At 69.9% G+C, this 22,914-nt stretch carries 16 protein-coding genes; 15 read left to right on the forward strand and 1 reads right to left on the reverse strand.

From position 1 onward, the window contains the following. The first annotated feature begins 3 nt into the window (after positions 1-3). Positions 4-2,793 (forward strand): family 78 glycoside hydrolase catalytic domain, encoded by a 2,790-nt coding sequence (locus AB0H57_RS18895; RefSeq protein WP_357508075.1) that lies wholly within the window; start codon positions 4-6, stop codon positions 2,791-2,793. 82 nt (positions 2,794-2,875) lie between these two features. Here the strand turns inward: AB0H57_RS18895 and AB0H57_RS18900 are convergent, their stop codons facing one another. After that, the gene (locus tag AB0H57_RS18900; protein WP_357508077.1) at positions 2,876-3,871 is read right to left on the reverse strand and encodes a LacI family DNA-binding transcriptional regulator; all 996 of its coding nucleotides are present in this window, start codon (positions 3,869-3,871) and stop codon (positions 2,876-2,878) included. Positions 3,872-4,179: 308 nt separating this feature from the next. On the opposite strand from AB0H57_RS18900, the gene AB0H57_RS18905 reads away from it, so the two are divergent. The 14 genes from AB0H57_RS18905 to AB0H57_RS18970 all read left to right on the forward strand — a co-directional run bounded on the left by AB0H57_RS18905 (position 4,180) and on the right by AB0H57_RS18970 (position 22,360). After that, positions 4,180-5,679 (forward strand): sugar ABC transporter ATP-binding protein, encoded by a 1,500-nt coding sequence (locus AB0H57_RS18905; RefSeq protein ID WP_357508079.1) that lies wholly within the window; start codon positions 4,180-4,182, stop codon positions 5,677-5,679. Beyond that, a complete protein-coding gene (locus AB0H57_RS18910) occupies positions 5,676-6,731 on the forward strand; it encodes an ABC transporter permease (RefSeq protein ID WP_357508081.1) in 1,056 nt (351 codons plus the stop codon). The genes AB0H57_RS18905 and AB0H57_RS18910 overlap by 4 nt, the downstream gene beginning before the upstream one ends. Beyond that, a complete protein-coding gene (locus AB0H57_RS18915; RefSeq protein WP_357508083.1) occupies positions 6,721-7,764 on the forward strand; it encodes an ABC transporter permease in 1,044 nt (347 codons plus the stop codon). The genes AB0H57_RS18910 and AB0H57_RS18915 overlap by 11 nt, the downstream gene beginning before the upstream one ends. Further along, a complete protein-coding gene (rhaS, locus tag AB0H57_RS18920) occupies positions 7,761-8,819 on the forward strand; it encodes a rhamnose ABC transporter substrate-binding protein (RefSeq protein ID WP_357508085.1) in 1,059 nt (352 codons plus the stop codon). Before AB0H57_RS18915 ends, rhaS begins: the two co-directional genes overlap by 4 nt. A 17-nt stretch (positions 8,820-8,836) precedes the next feature. Next, a complete protein-coding gene (locus tag AB0H57_RS18925; protein WP_357508087.1) occupies positions 8,837-9,178 on the forward strand; it encodes an L-rhamnose mutarotase in 342 nt (113 codons plus the stop codon). Beyond that, a complete protein-coding gene (rhaI, locus tag AB0H57_RS18930) occupies positions 9,175-10,356 on the forward strand; it encodes an L-rhamnose isomerase (protein WP_357508089.1) in 1,182 nt (393 codons plus the stop codon). Before AB0H57_RS18925 ends, rhaI begins: the two co-directional genes overlap by 4 nt. A 113-nt stretch (positions 10,357-10,469) precedes the next feature. Continuing rightward, the gene (locus AB0H57_RS18935) at positions 10,470-10,691 is read left to right on the forward strand and encodes a LuxR C-terminal-related transcriptional regulator (protein ID WP_357508091.1); all 222 of its coding nucleotides are present in this window, start codon (positions 10,470-10,472) and stop codon (positions 10,689-10,691) included. A 159-nt stretch (positions 10,692-10,850) separates the two neighbouring features. After that, positions 10,851-12,881 (forward strand): bifunctional aldolase/short-chain dehydrogenase, encoded by a 2,031-nt coding sequence (locus tag AB0H57_RS18940; RefSeq protein ID WP_357508093.1) that lies wholly within the window; start codon positions 10,851-10,853, stop codon positions 12,879-12,881. A gap of 56 nt (positions 12,882-12,937) precedes the next feature. Beyond that, complete coding sequence (locus AB0H57_RS18945) at positions 12,938-14,410, forward strand: rhamnulokinase family protein (RefSeq protein ID WP_357508095.1); 1,473 nt, start codon at positions 12,938-12,940, stop codon at positions 14,408-14,410. A 1-nt stretch (position 14,411) separates the two neighbouring features. Then, a complete protein-coding gene (locus tag AB0H57_RS18950; RefSeq protein ID WP_357508097.1) occupies positions 14,412-15,185 on the forward strand; it encodes a (Fe-S)-binding protein in 774 nt (257 codons plus the stop codon). Continuing rightward, on the forward strand, positions 15,182-16,612 hold the full coding sequence (locus tag AB0H57_RS18955; protein ID WP_357508099.1) for a lactate utilization protein B: 1,431 nt from the start codon (positions 15,182-15,184) through the stop codon (positions 16,610-16,612). Before AB0H57_RS18950 ends, AB0H57_RS18955 begins: the two co-directional genes overlap by 4 nt. Then, the gene (locus AB0H57_RS18960; RefSeq protein ID WP_357508101.1) at positions 16,609-17,211 is read left to right on the forward strand and encodes an LUD domain-containing protein; all 603 of its coding nucleotides are present in this window, start codon (positions 16,609-16,611) and stop codon (positions 17,209-17,211) included. Before AB0H57_RS18955 ends, AB0H57_RS18960 begins: the two co-directional genes overlap by 4 nt. A gap of 30 nt (positions 17,212-17,241) precedes the next feature. After that, positions 17,242-18,339, forward strand: coding sequence for an IS110 family transposase (locus AB0H57_RS18965; protein ID WP_357508103.1), 1,098 nt, complete (start codon positions 17,242-17,244; stop codon positions 18,337-18,339). Positions 18,340-19,273: 934 nt separating this feature from the next. Next, positions 19,274-22,360 (forward strand): family 78 glycoside hydrolase catalytic domain, encoded by a 3,087-nt coding sequence (locus tag AB0H57_RS18970; RefSeq protein ID WP_357508105.1) that lies wholly within the window; start codon positions 19,274-19,276, stop codon positions 22,358-22,360. Positions 22,361-22,914 lie beyond the last annotated feature (554 nt).

The following is a 22,914-nucleotide window of genomic DNA, read 5'->3' on the forward strand; positions in this document are numbered from 1 at the left end:
CGTATGTCACGAGCGTCCATCCGTCCCCGCGTCGTCGCGTTCGTTGCCACCGCGACCATCGCCGGGGGCGTGCTCACCGGCGCGCCGCAGGCGACGGCCGCGCCGGGACACGCACCATCGGTTCCGGCCGCCTTGACGGTCGACGACCGTGCCCACCCACTCAACGTCGAGGGGATGCCGCGGTTCAGCTGGCTGCCGCAGGACCGCGACCCCGGCGAGGTGCAGACCGCGTACCGACTCACCGTCTCGCAGGCGGGCGGCGACGTGGTCTGGGACTCGGGCAAGGTGGCGTCCGGGCAGCAGTCGTACGTGCCCTACCGGGGGCCGGCGTTGCGGGCGGGCGCCGCCTACGAGTGGTCGGTCCGGACGTGGGACCGCAGCGACCGGGAGTCCCCGGCCGGCACCGGGAAGTTCGAGACCGGCATCTCCGACGCGCAGTGGGACGGTGCGAGCTGGATCCGGCGCGCCACGAACGAAGCCGACGACTACACCCTGGCCCGCACCGAGGTGCGGGTGGGCGCAAGCCCGGTCGTCCGGGCCCGCGCGTACACGGCGGCGGATCACACCTACGAGCTGTACCTGAACGGGCGGCGGGCCGATCGGGGCACGTCGTTCGGCTATCCGGGCGAGGACTACTACCAGGCCGCCGACGTCACCGCCCTGGTGCCGGCCGGTGAACCGCTCACGATCGGTGTGCGCTACCACTGGTATGGGAGCGGCCAGGGCCGTCCCACGGGTGCTCGTGGGCTCCTCATGAAGCTCGTGGTCGAGCACGCCGACGGCTCCCGGGAGGTGTTCGTCACCGACAACTCATGGCGGGTCACCCGCGACACGCTGTTCCCCGACGGCTCCGGCCGTCGCAACGGCGAGGGCGACCGGATCGAGCGGCAGGACGCGCGCGCCGAGGTGGTCGGGTGGACGCAGCCGGGGTACGACGACAGCGCGGCACCCTGGGCACCCGCGCAGGTGGTCGGGGCGCATCCGAACGCGACCTACTCCCACCTGATCGGGCAGGAGACGCGGTTGGCCGAGACGACGGTGGCGCCAGTGGCGGTGAGCACCGCCGAGGACGGCACCGTGGTCGCCGACTTCGGTGTGGTCATCCCCGCCCGCCCGGCCGTACGCTTCGACGCCGGTGTCGCCGGCCGCACCGTCACCGTCCGGGCCGGCTACAACCTCACCGACACCGGCCGGGTCGCCACCTCCACCCTGCTGTCACAGGGCACCGACATGAGCTACCCGTACACCCAGAAGGACGGCGAGCAGGAGTTCCGGGCGTTCACCCACCTCGGCTTCCGCTACCTGGAGATCCCGGGAGCAGGCGAGGACATCGTCCTCGAGGACATCTCCGCCGTGGTGGTGCACACGGACGTTCCCAACGGCCGGGAAGCTAGCTTCGCCAGCTCCGACCCCATTCTCGACAAGGTGTGGGAGCTGATGAAGCGGTCCGCGATCTACTCGGTGCAGGAGGCGTTCGTCGACACGCCGAGCCGGGAGAAGGGCCAGTTCCTGGGTGACGCCGCGGACATCTCCTACGCCACGATGGCGGCCTTCGGCGAACGCGACGCCACCCAGCAGGCCATCCGCGAGTTCCTGCGGTCGGCGAAGCGGTACTGGAACGCCGGCGGCGATGTCGGCCGGTACAACGCCGTCTATCCGAACGGGGACGGAAAGCGCGACATTCCCGACTACTCGCTGATGTTCGTCGACTGGGTGTGGCGCTACTACCAGGAGACCGGCGACGAGGCGCTGCTCGCGGAGGCGTACCCGGCAATCCGTGACACGGCGGACTACGTGCTGCGGCACATCCCGTCGACCGGTCCGGCCGCCGGCCTGGTCACCGACCTGTCCGGCGGCAGTGGCGCCTACCGCTTCGGGATCGTCGACTGGCCGGAGCCGGGCCGGTTCGGGTACGACATGAGCGCCGCCGCACGGACGACCATCAACGCCCAGAGCGTGGACGTGCTGCGCACCACCGCGCGGATGGCCGAGACGCTCGGTCGACCGCGGAGCGAGGTGGCGACCTACGACGGACGTGCCACCGACCTCGCCGACGCAATGAACGCGAAGCTGCGCCGGGCCGACGGAGTCTACATCGACGGACTCCTGTCCACCGGCGAGCAGAGCGGCCACGCGGGCCAGCACTCGACGTCGTACGCGGTCGCCCACGGCGTGGCGCCGGCGGCCGACCACCCGGTGCTGGCCGAGCACCTCGCCTCGATGGGCATGAAGCAGGGCCCGATGACGGCCCACTGGCTGCTGCAGGCGCTCAGCGACGCCGGCCGGCCGGACGCCGTACTCCGGCTGTTGACCAACGCAGACGACCTGGGCTGGGCCAACATCCTCGCCCAGGGCGGCACCTTCACCTGGGAGGCGTGGACGCTCGACCCCGGCACCAACTTCAGCCAGTCCCACGGCTGGGGTGCGCAGGCCCTGGTGGACGTGCAGGAGGCGATGCTCGGCATCCGTACGTCGAGCCCGGGGGCTGCCGTTGTGGACGTCGTCCCGCCGGCCGTCGGGCTGACTCGGGCGGCGGGCACCGTCCACACCCAGCGGGGTCCGGTGGCCCTGGACTGGCGGCGGGTCGGCGCGGGCATGCGGGTCGAGCTCGAGGTGCCGGTCAACGTCACGGCTCGGGTGGCGTTGCCGGTGGAGGCCGGGCGGTCCTACCGCGCCGCCGGTCCGAGCCGGGCGACCTTCATCGGCATCGAGGACGGGCGGGCGATCTTCGAGGTGGGCTCCGGCCGGTCGAGCTTCCACCCGGTGGCCCAGTCGGCGGCGCAGCCGCGGTGACCGGCGTGTGGCCCGGGGCCGGTGCCCCGGGCCACGCGCCGGCTCGATGGCGCTGTTTTCGGCCCGGCTCGTGGTCGCGGGTTCAGCGGTAGTGGTCGCTGGAGGCCCGAATCACCAGTTCGGGCTGGAACACGACGTGGCGATGCTGGTGACTGCCGTCGTTCATCGACTCTTCGAGGAGAAGCTCGGCGGCGGTGCGGCCCAACTGGGCTCGGGGCTGCCGTACGGAGCTCAGGGGCACGGTCGCCGCACCGGCGAACTCGATGTCGTCGTAGCCGACGATCGCGACGTCCTCGGGCACTCGCAGCCCGTGCGCGGTCAGCCCTTGGAGCACGCCGAGCGCGAGCAGGTCGTTGGCGCAGAAGACCGCCGTGGGCCGTTCGCCGGCGGCGAGCGTCGCCACTTTGTCGGCGGCCTGCCGACCGGCGTCGACGGACAGGCTCGGTGTCGTGAAGAGCTGAAGGTCAAGCGGGGTGTCGCGGTCGGCGAGCGCGGTGGCGGCGCCGTGGTGCCGGTCCGCCACCTGGCGGATCGTGATCGGGCCACCGACGAACCCGATCCGTTCGTGTCCCCGCTCGGCGAGATGTTCGGCGGCCCAGCGCCCTCCGTTGAGGTCGTCGACGGCGACCGAGCATCGACTCGAGTGCCCGGAGCCCCGGTCGACGAGCACCACCGGAATGCCCCGCTTGACGAACGCGTCCAGCCGTGAATGCCGGCCGTCGGAGACGGGGGTCACGAGCAGGCCCTGCACTCGCTGCTCCTCGAGCATGTCGAGGTGGCGTTGCTCCCGCCGTGGGTCTTCACCGCTGTTGCACACGATCAACATCCCGCCGGCTTCCTCGACCACCGCCTCCGCGCCGCGGACGACGTCGGTGAAGAACGGGTTCGACACGTCGAGGACGAGGATCGCCACGGTACGGCTGCGCCCGGCGCGCAGTTGACGGGCGGAGTCATTGCGGACGTATCCCAGCTCGGTGATGGCGTCGAGCACCTTCTGGCGGGTGGCCGGGGCGACGAGGTCAGGCCGGTTGAGCACGTTGCTGACGGTCCCGAGCGACACACCCGCGTGCTTCGCCACTTGTTTGATGTTGGCGGCGGCCATCTCTCCCTCAAGCCTGTGGTGACCGGCGGCCGGCGGTTGATTCCGCTGCGCTGGGTGAAACGTACCAGCGGCGCCGACGGCCGTGCTGTGGGTGGGGCGAACGTGTCCGGATCAGGACACGTCGCCACCGGGGGCGGAGGCGGTCCAGGATAACGAGGTGGTAACCGGCCGGAAACTCTTGACCCGTATCGGGCCGCCGCCTAAAGTCACTGCCACTAGTGAAACGTTTCATATAGGTGATCTCGATTACCGCGCCGTTACTACTACAACCGTGAGGGGGCCACGTGCTTCCGGTCCTGGCGCTGGAAGGTGTGGACAAGTCGTTCGGTGCCGTCGCCGCATTGCGGGACGCCCGGCTGGAACTGTACGCCGGCGAGGTGCACGCGCTGGTCGGCGAGAACGGCGCCGGCAAGTCCACCTTGGTGAAGATCCTGGCTGGCGTGCACTCGCCGGACGCGGGGAGCGTGTCGCTGGGCGGCCGACCGGTCGCCTTCGGCAGCCCGGCCGACGCCCGCGCGGCAGGCATCGCCGTCATCTACCAGGAGCCCACCCTGTTTCCCGACCTGTCGGTCGCGGAAAACATCTTCATGGGTCGACAGCCGTTGAAGGGGCTGCGCCGCATCGATGCCTCGGCCATGCGCGAGCGCACCAACGAGCTGTTCGCGCGGCTCGGTGTGCGGATCGATCCGGACCGGCCGGCCCGCGGCCTGTCCATCGCCGACCAGCAGCTCGTCGAGATCGCCAAGGCGCTCTCCTTCGACGCCCGGGTCCTGGTGATGGACGAGCCCACCGCGGCGCTCTCCGGAGTCGAGGTCGAGCGGCTCTTCGCCGTGGCCCGTTCGCTGCGCGACAACGGCGCGGCGATCCTGTTCATCTCGCACCGGTTCGACGAGGTGTTCTCGCTCTGTCAGCGGGTCACCGTCATGCGCGACGGCCGCTGGATCGCCACCGACGAGATCGGCAACCTGAGCGTGGACGCCGTCGTACGCACCATGGTCGGCCGGGACATCTCCGCGCTGTTCCCGAAGGTCCCGACAGAACCGGGTGAGGTACGCCTGGAGGTCGAGGGGCTGACCCGGTACGGCTACTTCGAGGACGTCTCCTTCACCGTGCGCGGCGGCGAAATCGTCGCGCTGGCCGGACTGGTCGGCGCGGGCCGCAGCGAGGTGGCCCGGGCGATCTTCGGCGTCGACCGGTACGACGCCGGCGAGGTACGCGTCGACGGCCGGCGGCTGCGGCCGGGTCACCCGCCGGCGGCGATCGCCGCCGGCCTGGCGCTCGTGCCCGAGGACCGACGCCAGCAGGGCCTGGTGATGGAGCTGTCCATCGAACGCAACGCCACGCTGCCGCGCCGGTGGGCACTGAGCCGGCTCGGGCTGCTGTTCGGCGGCAGCGAACGGCGCTCAGCTGCGGAGTGGGCCCGGCGGTTGCAGGTGAAGGCCGCCCGCAACAGCGACCCGGTGTCCACCCTCTCCGGTGGCAACCAGCAGAAGGTCGTGCTGGCCAAGTGGCTCTCCACCGAGCCCTGCGTGCTCATGATCGACGAGCCGACCCGGGGCATCGACGTCGGCACGAAGGCCGAGGTGCACCGGCTGCTCTCCCAACTCGCCGCCGAGGGCGTGGCGGTGCTGATGGTGTCCAGTGAGCTGCCGGAGGTCCTCGGCATGGCCGACCGGGTGCTCGTCATGCACGAGGGCCGGCTGCTCGCCGACATCCCCCGGGACCAGGCCGATGAGGAGAGCGTCATGTTCGCCGCGACCGGGCAACAGGAGGCCGCCGCATGACCACGGCAGACGTACGACCACCGGCCGTCGCCGCAACGGACGAGTCGAAGCCGGAGTCCGGCGCCCGCCTCGCGCACCGGCTGTTCGTCGTGCGCGAGCTGGGCATCCTGTTAGCGCTGGTGCTCCTGGTCGCGGTGACCTTCGCAGTCAACCAGCGGTTCCTCTCCGCGCAGAACATCAAGGACCTGCTGCTCAGCTCGACCATCCTGGCGATCCTGGCCGTCGGCCAGGCCATCGTGATCATCACCCGCAACGTCGACCTGTCGGTCGGTTCGATCCTCGGCCTGGCCGCGTTCGCCACCGGGTCGCTGTTCGTCGCCAACCCCGGCACACCGATCCCGGTGGCGATGCTGATCGGTGTGGCGCTGGGTGCACTCTGCGGCGCGGTCAACGGCGGCCTGATCGCCGCGGCGCGCGTACCGGCGCTGGTCGTCACGCTCGGCACGCTGTACGTGTTCCGCGGCATCGACTACACCTGGGCCACCGGACGCCAGATCAACGCCGCCGACATGCCGCGCGGCCTACTGCGGATGGGCACCGCCACGATCCTCGGGGTACCGGTGCTCGCGCTCTTCGCGATCGCGGTGCTCGTCGCCGCCGGATACCTGCTGCGCAACTACCGCAGCGGTCGAGAGCTGTACGCGATCGGCTCGGACCCGGACGCCGCCCGGCTGTCCGGCATCGCGGTGGGCCGCCGGGTCTTCTTCGCCTTCGTGACCAGCGGCGCGCTCGCCGGGCTCGCCGGGGTGCTGTACGCGGCGCGGTTCGGCACCCTTGACGCCAACGCCGGCCTCGGTATCGAGCTCAACGTCGTCGCGGCCGTGGTGGTCGGTGGCGTGGCGATCTTCGGCGGCAGCGGCTCGGTGTACGGCGCGGCGCTCGGCGCCGTCCTGCTGACCACCATCGGCAGCGCCCTGCCGGTCCTCGGGGTCACCCCGTTCTGGCAGCGTGCCGCCGTCGGCGCGCTCATCCTGGCCGCCATCGGGCTCGACCGCGCGCTCGCCGTCCGCATGGCACGTCGTCTGCGAGGAGGCAAGACCCGTGGCAACTGACACCCTCGTCAAGCCGGCCGGCACCGGGCCGGTCGCGTGGCGTCGCCTGCTCGGCTCCTGGGACGCCATCCTCATCCTCGCGCTGCTCCTTGTGGTGCTCGTCGCCACCGCCACGATCGAGGGCGTCGGGAGCCCGCGCTTCTACCGGTTCGTGGTGCTGGAGGCGATCCCGATCGCCCTGATCGCGCTGCCGATGACACTCGTCATCATCACCGGCGAGATCGACCTGTCGGTGGCGAGCACAGTCGGCCTCACCTGCTCCGTGCTCGGGCAACTCTGGTACCTCGGCGTCACATCACTGCCGGTGCTGATCGTGGTGAGCCTGCTGCTCGGCGCCGTGCTCGGCGCGGTCAACGGCGTCTTCGTCACCGCCTTCGGCCTGCCGTCACTGGCAGTCACGATCGGTACGCTCGCGCTCTACCGGGGCCTGGCGTACGTCGTCCTCGGGGACCGGGCGATCGCCGACTACCCGCCGGCCTGGACCCAGAACGCCGTCGCCCCCATCCCCGGCACGGTCATCCCCTGGTTCGTGCTGGTCCTGGCAGCCCTCGCCGTCATGTGCGGCGTGGTTCTGCACACCACCCCGATCGGCCGCTCGCTCTACGCGATCGGCAACAACGCCGAGGCGTCCACCTTCGCCGGCATCTCGGTGCTGCGCACCAAGTTCTGGCTCTTCGTCGCCACGGGTGCCATGTCGGCGCTGGCTGGCGTCTTCTGGACGTTCCGGTTCGCCAGCGCCCGCGCCGACAACGCGACCGGCCTGGAGTTGGCGGTCGTGGCCGCCGTGCTGCTCGGCGGCGTGTCCATCTTCGGTGGGCGCGGCGGTCTCGTCGGGGTCCTCGCGGCGGTGGCCCTGCTCGGCGTCCTCCGAAACGCGCTGCAACTGGCCGACGTGCCGGCGAACGCGCTGACCATCGTGACCGGAACCCTGCTCATCCTCTCGGTTGTCGGACCGAACCTCGTGCACATGACGCGCGAGCGGATACGTCGGCGCCGTCTCGTTACCACCACACTGGAAAGGGCATCATCATGAGAACCGGACGTACCCGCATCGTCGCGACCGCGGTGCTGGCCGCCGTCGCCCTCACCCTGGGCGCCTGCGCCGAGGACACCGGCGGCGGCACGGATGCCGGCGACACCGGCAACGCCACCGGCACCATCAAGGAAGGTCTCAAGGTCACCTTCCTGCCCAAGCAGGTCAACAACCCGTACTTCGACACCTCGGACAACAAGGGCGGCAAGCCAGCTGTCGAGGAGTTCAAGGGCCAGTACGCGCAGACCGGCCCGTCCGAGGCCAGCCCGTCGGCGCAGGTGTCGTACATCAACACGCTGTCCCAGCAGGGCAGCGACGTCATCATCATCGCGGCCAACGACCAGGACGCCGTCTGCGGCTCGCTGACCGAGGCCAAGGCCGCCGGGGCGAAGGTCGTCACCTACGACTCGGACACCAAGCCGGAGTGCCGGGACGCGTTCGTCAACCAGGCCACCTCGGAGGGCATCGCCCAGTCGCAGATCAAGCTGATCTCGGACGCGGTCGGCCCGGAGGGTGGCGAGATCGCCATCCTGTCGGCGACGGCGAACGCGACGAACCAGAACGCCTGGATCGAGCTGATGAAGACCGAGCTGGCCAAGCCGGAGTACAGCAAGCTCAAGCTGGTGGCCACGGTCTACGGCGACGACCAGGACGAGAAGTCGTTCCAGGAGGCCCAGGGTCTGCTCTCGAAGTACCCCAACCTCAAGGGCATCATCTCCCCGACCACGGTCGGTGTCGCCGCCGCGGCGCGCTACCTCTCCGGCTCGTCCTACAAGGGCAAGGTGCAGCTGACCGGCCTCGGTACGCCGAACCAGATGCGCGAGTTCGTCAAGGACGGCACCGTGAAGGCCTTCGCCCTGTGGAACCCGGCCGACCTCGGCTACCTCGCCGCCTACACGGGCGCGGCGCTCGCCTCCGGGATCATCACCGGCAAGGAGGGTGAGAAGTTCACCGCCGGCAAGCTCGGTGAGTTCACGGTCGGCGCGAACGGGGAGATCCTCCTGGGCGAGCCGTTCGTGTTCAACGAGTCGAACATCGACCAGTTCCAGTTCTGAGCACGGGTAGGTGTGGTGTGCGCCGGATCTGCTTCACCCTCCAGGTAAGGCCGGAGCGGATGGCGGAGTACCGGCGCCGCCACGCCACCGTGTGGCCCGACATGCTGGCCGCGCTGAAGCGCGCGGGCTGGCACGACTACTCACTCTTCCTTCGGGACGACGGACTGCTGGTCGGCTACTTCCTGACCGAGGACCTCGACGCCGCGCTCGCGGCGATGGAAGCGACCGAGGTCAACGCGCGGTGGCAGGCCGAGATGGGCCCGTTCTTCGCCGACCTGCCTGGCGGGCGACCCGACCGCGGGTTCCGCGTCCTGACCGAGATCTTCCATCTCGAACAGCAACTTGGGGAGCAGCGATGACCGAGATCGAACCGACCACGCGCAGGCGGGTCCTCGATGCCCTGCGCCAGCAGCGCATCGAGACGCCGTCCTGGGCGTACGGCAACTCGGGCACCCGGTTCAAGGTGTTCGCGCAGGAGGGCGTGCCCCGCGATCCGTACGAGAAGGTCGCGGACGCGGCGACCGTGCACCGGTTCACCGGTGTCGCGCCCACGGTGGCGCTGCACATCCCGTGGGACCGGATGGACGACTACGCCGCACTGGCGGGGCACGCCAAGGAGCAGGGCATCGAGCTGGGCACGATCAACGCGAACGTGTTCCAGGACGACGACTACAAGCTGGGCTCGGTCACCAACCCGGACCCGAAGGTGCGGCGCAAGGCGATCCGGCACCTGCTGGAGTGCGTCGACGTCATGGACGTCACCGGATCGCGTGATCTGAAGCTGTGGTTCTCCGACGGCACCAACTACCCCGGGCAGGACAGCATCCGGGAGCGTCAGGACCGGCTCGCGGAGGCGCTGCGGCAGGCATACGACCGGCTGACCGGCCAGCAGCGGCTGCTGCTGGAGTACAAGCTGTTCGAGCCGGCGTTCTACATGACCGACGTGCCGGACTGGGGCACCGCCTACGCGCACTGCCTCGAACTCGGCGAGCGGGCGCAGGTGGTCATCGACACCGGACACCATGCACCGGGCACGAACATCGAGTTCATCGTCGCATTCCTGTTGCGCGCGGGGAAGCTGGGCGCCTTCGACTTCAACTCGCGGTTCTACGCCGACGACGACCTGATGGTGGGGTCGGCGGACCCGTTCCAGCTGTTCCGGATCATGCATGAGATCGTCCAGGCGGACGCGCTGCGCCCGAGATACGGCATCGCGTTCATGCTCGACCAGTGCCACAACATCGAGCCGAAGGTGCAGGCCGTCATCCGGTCGGTGCTCAACGTCCAGGAGGCGACCGCCAAGGCGCTACTGGTCGACGTGGCGGCGCTGACCGCCGCGCAACGATCGGGTGACGTGCTGGAGGCCAACGCCGTACTGATGGACGCCTACAACACCGACGTTCGGCCGCTGCTGCGCGATTTGCGCGAGGAGATGGGCCTGGACCCGGACCCGGTCGCGGCCTACAAGCGCTCCGGCTACCTGGAGCGGGTCAGGGCCGAGCGGGTCGGCGGGCAGCAGGCGGGCTGGGGTGCCTGACATCCGTCACCGGTGATCGGCCGGGCCGGTCGCGCCGGCCATCAGGTCGACCGACCGGCCACCGGTGCCGCGGCCGTTTCCCTTCGTTTGTCCCCGGGCGAAAGGACTGCCAGGTGCATCACGACCCGCCGAATGTCGAGCCGGCCGTGTTGACGGATGACGAGATCGCCGTGCTCGCGTTGCTCGCCGAGGGCCGGCTTACCGCGAGCGTCGCGGTGGAGCTGCACCTGTCCGAACGCAGTGTCCGCCGCCGCGTGCGGTTGATCTGTCAACGGCTGAATGTCGATACGCCGATCGAGGCGGTGGTGTGGGCTGCCCGGCGAGGACTGGTGTGACGGTCCCTTGACGCCACCAGAGATCTCCTCGTAACCTCGGAGCGACCGAATGAAACGTTTCACAACTTTAGGACGAACGGCTGACGCCCGAGGTGGCGGCCAGACCGCAACACGATGTGGCACGCCGACCGTGCCGGCCCGAGAACTGCGAAGGAAACCATGACGAACCCCGCGGTGCGCGACCTGTTGGCGCGCAGCAACCGGCTCGGCGCCGACCCGGCCAACACCAACTACGCCGGCGGCAACACCTCCACGAAGGGCATGGAGACCGACCCGGTGACCGGCGAGCCCACCGACCTCTTGTGGGTCAAGGGGTCCGGCGGCGACCTCGGGACACTCACCGAGCGAGGGCTGGCGGTGCTCCGGCTTGATCGGCTCCGGTCCCTGATCAACGTCTATCCCGGCATAGCACGCGAGGACGAGATGGTCGCCGCGTTCGACTACTGTCTGCACGGCCGTGGCGGGGCGGCGCCGTCCATCGACACCGCCATGCACGGCCTGGTCGAGGTGGCGCACGTCGACCACCTGCACCCGGATTCGGGCATCGCGATCGCCACCGCCGCCGACGGGCCCGAGCTGACCCGGAAGATCTTCGGCGACCGGGTGCTCTGGGTGCCGTGGCGCCGCCCCGGCTTCCAGTTGGGCCTCGACATCGCCGCCGTACAGCGGACCAACCCGCAGGCCATCGGCGTCATCCTGGGCGGACACGGGATCACCGCTTGGGGCGCCACCAGCGACGAGTGCGAGGCCAACTCCCGCGAGATCATCGCCACCGCGGCCGCGTACCTCGTCGAGCATGGCCGCCCCGAGCCGTTCGGAAAGTTGATGTACGAGCCGTTGCCCGAGGAGGAGCGCCAGGCTCGGGCCGCCGCCCTCTTCCCGGTGCTGCGTGGCCTCGCCTCCACCGACCGGGCACAGGTAGGCCACTACACCGACAACAATGTGGTGCTCGACTTCGTCGGTCGCGACCGGATGTCCGAACTGGCCGCACTCGGCACCTCCTGCCCGGATCACTTCCTGCGGACCAAGGTCCGACCGATGGTGCTCGACCTGCCGCCCACCGCCGGACTCGAGGAGACCATCACACGGCTGAAGGAACTGCACGCCGCCTACCGCGACGACTACCGGGCCTACTACGAGCGGCACGCCACCCCGGACAGCCCGGCGATGCGGGGCGCCGACCCGGCCATCGTGCTGGTGCCCGGCGTCGGCATGTTCAGCTTCGGGGCGAACAAGCAGACCGCGCGGGTGGCCGGCGAGTTCTACGTCAACGCCATCAACGTCATGCGGGGCGCCGAGGCGGTGTCGACGTACGCCCCGATCGACGAGGCGGAAAAGTTCCGCATCGAGTACTGGGCGCTGGAGGAGGCCAAGCTCCAGCGGATGCCCAAGCCCAAGCCCCTCGCGACCCGGATCGCGCTGGTCACCGGCGGCGGCTCCGGCATCGGCCGGGCGATCGCCCACCGGCTCGCCGCCGAGGGCGCCTGCGTCGTGGTCACCGACCGGGACGCTGCCGCCGCCGGCACCGTCGCCGACGAGATCGGCGGACCCGACGTGGCTGTCTCCGTACCCCTCGATGTCACCGATGAGGAGCAGGTCGGCGCGGCGGTGCGGGCCGCGGTGCTCGCCTTCGGCGGGGTCGACCTCGTGGTGAACAACGCCGGGCTATCGCTGTCGAAGTCGCTGCTGGACACCACAGCGCGGGACTGGGACCTGCAGCACGATGTCATGGCAAAGGGGTCGTTCCTCGTCTCCCGGGAGACCGCCCGGGTGCTCATCGCCCAGGGCATCGGCGGCGACATCGTCTACATCGCCAGCAAGAACTCGGTGTTCGCCGGCCCGAACAACGTCGCGTACGGCGCCGCCAAAGCTGACCAGGCCCACCAGGTGCGGCTGCTCGCCGCCGAACTCGGTGCGCACGGCGTCCGTGTCAACGGCATCAACCCCGACGGGGTGGTCCGCGGCTCCGGCATCTTCGCCGGTGGCTGGGGCGCTGACCGGGCGGCCGTGTACGGCGTACCGGAGGAGAAGCTCGGCGAGTTCTACGCCCAGCGCACCCTGCTCAAGCGGGAGGTGCTGCCGGAGCACATCGCCAACGCGGTGTTCGCCCTCACCGCCGGCGACCTGTCGCACACCACCGGCCTGCACATTCCCGTCGACGCCGGCGTCGCCGCCGCCTTTCTGAGGTGACAATGGTGCCGCAACGACCCGAGCCGGCAGCCGGAGCCGAGCTGGCGGCTGGGCCCATGGCAGCGGCCCGGCCAGGTCCGCCGGCGAGACCTCGCGGATCCGGGGAGATCGCGGTCGCTGCCGTCGACCTCGGCGCCTCGAGCGGCCGGGTCGTGGTCGGGCAGGTTGGCCGGGAGGCCCTGCGCCTGCAGGTGGCGCACCGGTTCGCCAACGAGCCGGTGCGCGTCGGCGGGACGCTGCACTGGGACATTCTCGCCCTCTACCGCAACGTGCTCGCCGGGCTGCGGTCGGCAGGGCCGGTCGCCAGCGTCGGCGTCGACTCCTGGGCGGTCGACTACGGACTGCTCGACTCCTCCGGCGCGCTGCTCGGCAACCCGGTTCACTACCGCGACACGCGTACCGAGGGTGTCCTGGAGCGGGTGACGCAACGGCTCGGGGCCGAGCGGCTGTACGCCACCACCGGTTTGCAGCAACTGCCGTTCAACACGCTCTACCAACTCGTAGCGGCCGCCGGCTCGCCGCAGCTCGCCGCCGCCCACCGATTGCTCATGATCCCGGATCTGATCGCCTACTGGCTCACCGGGGAGATCGGCGCCGAGGTCACCAACGCCTCCACCACCCAGCTGTACGACCTGAATCGGCGCACCTGGGCAACCGACGTGATGGCCGACGCCGGTATCCGTACCGACATCCTCGCGCCGCTGCGCGAGCCCGGTACACGGATCGGGCCGGCACTGCCCGAACTCGACCTGCCCGGTACGCCGGACGTGGTGGCGGTCGGCTCCCACGACACCGCCTCCGCCGTGGTCGCAGTGCCCGCCACCGGCGATCACTTCGCCTACATCTCCTGCGGCACCTGGTCGCTGGTCGGCGTCGAGTTGGACCGGCCGGTGCTCACCGAGGCGAGCCGGCGGGCGAACTTCACCAACGAGGGCGGAGTCGACGGCACCATCCGCTACCTGCGCAACGTCATGGGTCTGTGGCCCTTGCAGGAATCGCTGCGCACTTGGGGAAACCCGGACCTGCCCGACCTCCTGGCCGCCGCCGCCCGCGAGCCCGCGTTCCGCAGCGTGGTCGACATCGACGAGCCGGTGTTCCTGCCGCCGGGCGACATGCCCGCCCGCATCGCCGAGGCGTGCCGCCGCACCGGTCAGCCGGTGCCCGAGTCGCCGGCCGCGGTCGTCCGCTGCATCATCGACAGCCTGGCGTTGGCGCACCGTCGGGCGGTGCTGCAGGCCCAGGAACTCTCCGGCCGGCACGTCGACGCCGTGCACATCGTCGGCGGCGGTGCGTGCAACGCCCTGCTCTGCCAGCTCACCGCGGACGCGTGCGGCCTTCCCGTGCTGGCCGGGCCGGTGGAGGCTACGGCGATCGGCAACGTGCTGGTGCAGGCCCGCGCGGCCGGCGTCGTCGGCGAGGACCTGGTCGCGTTGCGGCGGCTGGTGCGGCAGGCTCAGGAGATCGTGCGTTACGAGCCTGGTGGCGAGTCCGGCGCGTGGCGGGCGGCTGCCGGGCGGGTGGAGGTGTGAAGTGCGGATCGCGCTGTTCGTGACTTGCCTGGCCGACACCTTGTTTCCCGAGGCGGCGAAGGCGACGGTGAGGTTGTTGGAGCGGCTCGGTCACGAGGTGGTTTTCCCGACCGAGCAGACGTGCTGTGGGCAGATGCACGTCAATACCGGCTATCAGCGGGACGCACTGCCGTTGGTGCGCCGGCATGTGCGGACGTTCGATCCGTATGACGTGGTCGTGGCGCCGTCGGGGTCGTGTGTGGGGTCGGTGCGGCATCAGCACGCGATGGTGGCTCGGCGGGCGGGTGACGAACGGTTGGCCGGCCGGGCCGAGGACGTGGCGGGGCGGACGTACGAGCTGTCGGAATGCCTGGTCGACGTGCTGGGGGTGACCGACGTCGGGGCGTACTACCCGCACCGGGTGACGTACCACCCAACCTGCCACTCGCTGCGGATGCTGCGGGTGGGGGACCGGCCGCTGCGGCTGTTGCGGGAGGTGCGCGGCCTGGACCTGGTCGAGCTGCCCGCTGCCGAGCAGTGCTGCGGGTTCGGGGGAACGTTCGCGGTGAAGAACGCCGACACCTCGACGGCGATGCTCGCGGACAAGATGCGCCACGTGCTCTCCACCGGCGCGGACGTCTGCACGGCCGGCGACTCGTCGTGCCTGATGCACATCGGCGGCGGGCTGTCCCGGCTACGTACCGGGGTCCGGACGGTGCACCTCGCGGAGATCCTGGCCTCGACCGAGCAGAGCGAAACCGGTGGCGAGCGGAGACGAATGGCGGTGCGGCCATGACCCGGACGTTCCTCGGCATGCCGGCGACTGCTCCGGCTGGGGTGGGGCATCTGCGCGGTGCGGAGCCGTTCCCGAGCGCCGCGCGGCGCAGCCTGGCCGACCCGCAGCTGCGCCGCAACCTCGGGCACGCCACGAAGACCATCCGGGTCAAGTCGGCCGGGGTGATCGGCGAGGTGCCGGACTGGCAGGAGCTGCGGGCGGCCGGCAGCGCGATCAAGACCGACGTCATGGCGCGCCTGCCGGAGCTGCTCGAACAGCTCGAAGCGAAGGTGGTGGAGGCCGGCGGTGTGGTGCACTGGGCCGGCGACGCGCACGAGGCCAACCGCATCGTCACCGGCCTGGTACGCGCCACCGGCAGTGATCGGGTCATCAAGGTCAAGTCGATGGCCACTCAGGAGATCGGGCTCAACGAGGCCCTCGCCGAAGCCGGGATCGCACCCGTGGAGACCGACCTGGCCGAGCTGATCGTCCAACTCGGCAATGACCGGCCCAGCCACATCCTGGTCCCGGCCATCCACCGCAACCGGGCCGAGATCCGGGAAATCTTCCTGCGGGCCATGCCCGGGGTGGATCCCGCGCTCACCGACGAGCCGGCAGCGCTCGCCGCGGAGGCCCGCCGCTACCTGCGGCAGACGTTCCTCACCACGACGGTGGCGGTCTCCGGGGCGAACTTCGCCGTGGCGGAGACCGGCACCCTCGCGGTGGTCGAGTCCGAGGGCAACGGCCGGATGTGTCTCACCCTCCCGGAAACGTTGATCACCGTGATGGGGATCGAGAAGGTGGTGCCGACCTGGCGGGACCTGGAGGTGTTCCTGCAACTGCTGCCCAGGGCCTCGACGGGGGAGCGGATGAACCCCTACACGTCGATGTGGACCGGGGTCGCCCCCGGCGACGGCCCGCAGGCGTTCCACCTGGTGCTGCTGGACAACGGGCGCAGCGCGGTGCTGGCTGACGAGACGGGTCGGCAGGCGTTGCACTGCATCCGCTGCTCGGCCTGTCTGAATGTCTGTCCCGTGTACGAGCGCACCGGCGGGCACGCGTACGGGTCGGTGTATCCGGGGCCGATCGGGGCGGTGCTGTCCCCGCAGTTGACCGGGGTGGCTGACAACGCCTCGTTGCCGTACGCCTCGTCGCTCTGCGGGGCCTGCTACGACGCCTGCCCGGTGAAAATCAACATCCCTGAGTTGCTGGTGCACCTGCGTGACCAGGCGCCCCACCCGAGGGCTGAGGCGGCGGCGATGGCGGCTGCCGCGTACGCGATGAACCGACCCCGGCTGTACGAGACGGCGCAGCGGGCCGCACGGCTGAGCCGGCTCGCCGGCCGGCGCGGCCGGGGCCTGCCCCCGCCGCTTGATGGCTGGACCGGTAGCCGTGACCTGCCGGACCCGCCGGCCCAGACGTTTCGGGAATGGTGGGCCGGACGATGAGCTCCCATGACCTGGTGCTCGGCCGGCTGCGAGCCGCCCTCGCGGCCGGCGGCCCGGCGGCGCCCATCGAGGTGCCGCGCGACTACCGGCAGGCGGGCGCCCTCGACCTCGAGCAGTTGGTGGAGCGGTTGACCGACTACCGGGCCCAGGTGCACCGGATTGCCGCGGCTGCCGTCGCCGACACGATCGCCGCCATCCTGCCGGCGGGGGCCACCGTCGTCGTACCGCCGGGCCTGCCGCCCGCCTGGCTGCCGTCGGCGGTGACCGCGCTGCCCGACCACGGGCTCGACATTCGACAGATCGGCGCGGCAGACGGTGTCGTCACCGCGGCGGCGGTCGCCGTCGCCGAAACCGGCACGGTCGTCCTCGACGGCTCGCCCGACCAGGGCCGACGAGTCATCAGCCTGCTACCGGACCTGCACGTGTGCGTGCTCCGCGCCGACCAAGTGGTGGCAACGGTGCCCGAAGCGCTCGCCCGGCTCACCCCGCACCGCCCGCTGACCTGGATCAGTGGACCCTCCGCCACCAGCGACATCGAGCTCAACCGGGTGGAGGGCGTGCACGGCCCCCGCACCCTGCACGTGATCCTGCTGCCCTGATGCGATGAAGGAGCGGGGCCTCCGCTCCTCGTGAATCTCGCTCTGGGCGTGCCGTTTGGCGTTCACTCGGAGGTGTTCACGTCCGTCACGACGTTGGAGGCCCCTGTGAACACAGACTACGACGGCCGGCAGGTGGTGGGTATCGATCTGCACCGGCGACGTACGGTCATCGTGCAGCAGACCGAGGCCGGTGACCGGCTGGGTGTCACGCGCATCGACAACGATCCGTTCGCCCTGGCCGAGCAGGTGGCCGGCTGGGGTGAAGCACCGCAGGTGGTGTTGGAGGCCACCTACGGCTGGTACTGGGCCGCTGACGTGCTCGCCGACGCCGGTGCGCAGGTGCACCTGGCGCACCCGCTGGGGGTGAAGGGGTTCGCCTACCGGCGGGTGAAGAACGACGTGCGTGACGCCTCTGACCTTGCGGATCGGCTGCGGATGGGCCGCTTGCCTGAGGCGTGGATCGCTCCCCCGGCCACCCGCGAGCTGCGGGAGTTGGTGCGCCACCGGGCCAAGCTGGTCGCGGTGCGTTCGGGGTTGAAGGCCGGGGTGCACGGGGTCTTGGCCAAATGCGGTGTGAGCGTGCCGATGAGCGACCTGTTCGGCGTTGCCGGGCAGCAGCTGCTCGCCGAGCTGCGCCTGCCGGATGTCTATGCCGGGCGGGTCGCTTCGCTGCGGCGGTTGATCGACGCGTTCGGGTTCGAGATCGACCTGTACGCCAAGATGACCAGCGCCCGCCTGTCCACTCACCCCGGCTATGTCGCGGTGCAGGCCATCGACGGGGTCGGCCCGATCCTGGCCGCGCTGTTCGTGGCCGAGATCGGCGACGTGCACCGCTTCACCCGCCCGGAACAGTTGTGCTCCTGGGCCGGGCTGACCCCACGCCACCGCGAGTCCGACACCAAGATCCGGCGCGGCCGGATCACCAAGCAGGGCTCTACCCTCGTGCGCTGGGCCGCCGTGGAGGCGGTGCAGCGGGTGCGCCGCGGCCCGATCGCCGCCACCCGGGCCCGTATCGGCGAACATCGCGGGGCGAACATCGGCAAGGTCGCCGCCGCCCGCAAACTCCTCACGCTGGTCTACTACGGGCTACGCGACGGGCACATCCGTTGCCTGGCCCGAGCGGCGTGAGCACAGTCTGGACGCAGCCAGGACGCGAGGCCGACGCAGGTCTGACCCCCACCGGCCGGTGGCGCGGTCGACGTCTCTGATTGACCCCGCCTGGCTGCGGCCGTATCACTCCATGCCGCCACGCGCCGGCGGCGAAGGGATGACCGGCAACCAGACCCCTACGGCCTGACAGTTGCCACCCGTCCACACCGGACGTTGGAGAAACACGGCCCCCCACAACCGAACAACGCTGTTCCCGGCGCCACGATCATGCGCCCCTCGGAGCCGGCGTCAAGGCCAAGCCCCCTACCGGGGGTCGACCTACAGTCGAGCCTTGACCCCGACCCCTCGCCGGCGTTTGTCCGCACCGACCCGGGAAACCAGCAGAAACCGGCCACAACCACCCCTGGCGCAGGGGTTGACACGACCCCACTCCTTCAGGGATGACCTGCCCGGCTGGGAATCGGCGGGCAATCCGGTGCACGGCTCTGCCCAGCGCTGCTAGCCGCTCGCAGCGCCCTTGAGCCGGCTGCTGAATATCCAGCAGGCGTCCGATCTCTGTCCCCCTGGGTCGCCCCTCGCTGTCGACGTCTGCGCTGGCCCGCGCCAACCCCCGTGACCGACTTGCGGCAGGGCCCCAGGTCGGCCGGTGATTGCAGGACCGGCGGCCGGACTCGGCCAATCTGTTCGCCGCTATTGCCATCCCGTTTCACGTCCGCCAAGCTCGTTAGAACCCCAATGTAGTGAAACGATTCAATTTATCGAAGTTGGAGACGGTGGAACCCCGGTTGACACACCTCGCATCCCGAACGAGAAGGAGCACAAAGTGCCACCCAACAAAAGATCGACCTGCGCCACGTTTGCGGCCCTGGGACTGTTCCTAGGCTTGGCGTTACCCCAACCGCTGGCCGCGACAGCCGCTCCCGGCGATCCCGCCAATGTGGGCAACGTCGAGGTGAGCCAGCTGAATGTGGACGGCCGTTACGACTCACCAGACGGGCTCGACAATCTGCGCCCCACGCTGGCCTGGCAGATGGTCGAGACCGACCGCGCCAAGTCCCACCCCTGTTACCACACTCCCGCGAATGTCCCCTGCCCAGGAGACGAGCAGTCCGCCTTCGAGGTGCAGGCGGCGCGGTCCGTCGCTGACTTCAAGAACGAGAAATTGATCTGGTCGACCGGTCGGGTCAAGGGCGCCGAGCAGCGCGTGACGTACGGCGGGAAGCTCGGCTCGCGGGACAAGGTCGCGTGGCGGGTGCGGGTCTGGGATGCCAACGGCAAGCCCTCCCAATGGTCGGAGGCGGCAACCTGGTCGATGGGGCTGATCGACCAGAGCGACTGGGGCGACGCCCGGTGGATCGACTACCCGGATCGGACCGAGAACCAGCCGCTGCCGCTCTTCGCCCGCCAGTTCGCTGTGCCGACCGGTAAGGAGGTCGCGGACGCGCGCCTCTACCTGTCCGGCGTCGGTCTGCACCACGCGACCGTCAACGGCAAGGAACTGACCGACGAGGTGCTGGCTCCCGGCAACTCCAACTACCAGCTTTCCAGCGAGTACCGGGTCTACGACCTGACCACGGCCCTTCGGACCGGCGCCAACACCATCGGCGTGGAACTCGGCAACGGGCCCGCATACGTGCGCCGTAGCGTGACGAACCCCGCCGTCGGTCGGACCTCGCCCTACTCCTGGTGGCAGAGTCAGCTCAAGGGCGACGGTGTGCTCGCCGCCGATGTTCCCGCCGCCGCGACGAACGTCAAGCTGAACGCGGTGAGTGGCTACCACGTCGGCGGCACCATCAACATCGACACCGGTGGGGGTGGCGACCGCCTGGAGTCCCGTACGATCACCGCGATCGGGACGGCCGGCGCCAGCGGGACCGGGATCACCGTCACGCCGGGTCTGTCGCTCGCGCACTCGGCCGGTGCCCGCGTGACCGGTTCGGGCAACAACATCGCGGCCAGCGACGCCTCCGCCGGGGCGGCGGTGACGCCGCGACTGATCGGCCGCGTGGAGATCGGCTACAGCGACGGAAGCACGGACGTCGTCGTCACCGATCGATCCTGGCGTGCCGCCCTGGGTGCACTGGTCACCGACGCCTGGTACTCGGGTTCGGACTACGACGCCAGCCGGGAACAGCCGGGCTGGAACCTGCCCGGCTCCGACCTGAGCGCGACCGCCAAGCGCCGCGACGGCGCCGACATGGGGTGGACCAGCGCCGGCATCGCATCGCCGCCCAACCTGGCGACCAGGCTGGTCGCCAGGGCCGGTGAGTCGGTCAAGGTGCAGGAAGAGTTCAAGCCGGTCTCGGTGACAAACCCGGTGCCCGGCACGTGGGTCTTCGACTTCGGGCAGAACATCGTCGGTTGGCCGAAGCTGAACCTCGGCGCGGTGCCGGCCGGCACCACCGTCAAGGTGGCTCCAGCCGAGTCCCTCAACGCCAACGGCACCGTGAACCAGGCCTCCCTCATGGGCGGCGGCGGCTCCCGGGGGACCAACCTCTTCAACACCTACACGGCGCACGGCGCGCCGGGCGGTGAGTCGTGGCACCCCAACTTCAACTACTTCGGCATGCAGTGGGTTGAGGTCACCGGCCTGCCCGCCGGGTACACCCCGACCGTCGACCTCGTCACCGGAGTCCGGCTGCAAGCCGACACCCCCATGGCCAGCACGTTCAACAGCTCCAACGCGCGCATCAACCGGATCCACAAGATGGCGCGCTACTCCTTCGCCGGCAACATCATGTCGGTCATCACCGACTGCCCCGGGCGCGAGAAGCTGTCGTATCCGGCCGACTACACCATGCCGATGGGGGCCATCCACCGGAACTACGAGCTCGGCGCGTACCTGCGGACCACGATGCACCACCTGGTCGAGGGCCAGTCGCTCGCCGACACTCCGATGGCCGGCAACGTGGCGCTGAAGACCCCGGTCTACGACTGGGGTTACACCGGCCAGTTCGGTGACGAGATCAACTGGGGTAACGCGATCGTCCTGGTGCCGTGGATCCTGTACGAGCTGTACGGCGACACCCAGACCATGACGACGTACTACGACCAGATGGTGAAGTTCATCGGCTACATCCGACGGGAAAAGGTAGGCACCGGCGCGAACGAGCACATCGTCAACGCGGCGCTGGCCGACTGGGTCTCCGCCCAGCAGACCTCCGGTCGGATCACCGGCACGTGGGGTTACCACGAAATGATCAGCAAGATGGCCAAGATGGCCGAGCTGACCGGGCACCAAGCGGACGTGCAGGAGTACACGAAGCTGGCCGCGGATATCAAGGCGGCCTTCAACCGCGAGTTCTTCAACGAGTCGCTCGGCTACTACACGGCCAACGGCAACGCCGGCACCAGCGGCGCCACCCAGGCGGCGCAGGCGCTGGCCCTCGACGCCGGACTGGTGCCCGAGGACAGGCGTCAGGGTGTGCTGGACTACCTGGTCGAGAACATCTACGCGTTCCAGCCCAACGGTGGTGGGCCGCACTTCAGCGGTGGCACGATCGGACTGGCCCCGACCGTTCGGGCCCTCATGGACGGCAACCGTGACGACGTGCTCTGGGACGTCCTGCAGGAGGACACCCAGCCCAGCTACGGGTACTTCATGCAGTCCACCACGGCCAATCCGGGTGGGATGACGACGATCGGTGAGCGCTGGACCCGCGGCGACTCGAAGAACCACATGATCCTCGCCCAGATCGAGGAGTGGTTCCAGTCGGGTCTCGCCGGAATCCGGAAGGCCGACGGCGATGTCGCGTACCGGAAGCTGGTCTTCCAGCCCAAGCCGGTGGGCGACCTGACGTTCGCCGAGGGGAGCTACAAGACGCCGCAGGGCGTGGCGAGCAGCTCGTGGACCAAGTCCGAGGGCCACTTCGAGCTGAAGATCACGGTGCCGACGAACACCGCGGCCGAGGTTTGGGTGCCGAACAGTGCGGGTGAGACCACGGCTCCGCGACGCGCAAACTTCCTGCGCGTCGACGGCGACTACCGGGTCTACTCGGTTCCCTCCGGCGATTTCACCTTCACCTCCGTCGCCGGATAACGCCTCAGCAAGCGCACGGCAGTAAGCGGCTCCGGCCCCCATGGACCCTCGGGTCCACGGGGGCCGGAGTCTCAGTGAGCCACAGCGTCCTGATCGGCCAGGAATTGCTGCTCCCGACCACGCCCCCGGCCAAGCCGACCGAGCCACGGCCAGTCGAATTCGAGGGTGGCGACCATGAACCGTTCTACTGAGGTCTTGGCATGTGGCTGGGACGAATTGTGGGAGGCGGCCTCGCTCAGCGAGGCCGCCTTCCTAGGCTAGGGGCCCGCTATCGCCCCTTGCAGGTGACTTCTCGATGGCGTACGGCTGCAGGATGACGGGGCCGTTAATTCCGTATACCTAGCCGCCGAGCGGCCAGGCTGGCGTTGATGGGAATCCCCGCGTGGCTTCGATGAGCTGGTTCTGCAGGGCTGTGCCGACCTTCACCTCGATCGTGTTGGTCCCGGGCTGCAGCACCTGGCCGAGGTCGGCGCTGGCCGTCAGCTGGTTGATCGGGATGGATCTACCGTTCGGCGTGAGAACGGTCGAGGATCTTCTGAGCGGGTGTCGCCCGG

It is taken from the genome of Micromonospora sp. NPDC050686 (assembly GCF_040654475.1).
In the GTDB taxonomy this organism is placed as follows: domain Bacteria; phylum Actinomycetota; class Actinomycetes; order Mycobacteriales; family Micromonosporaceae; genus Micromonospora.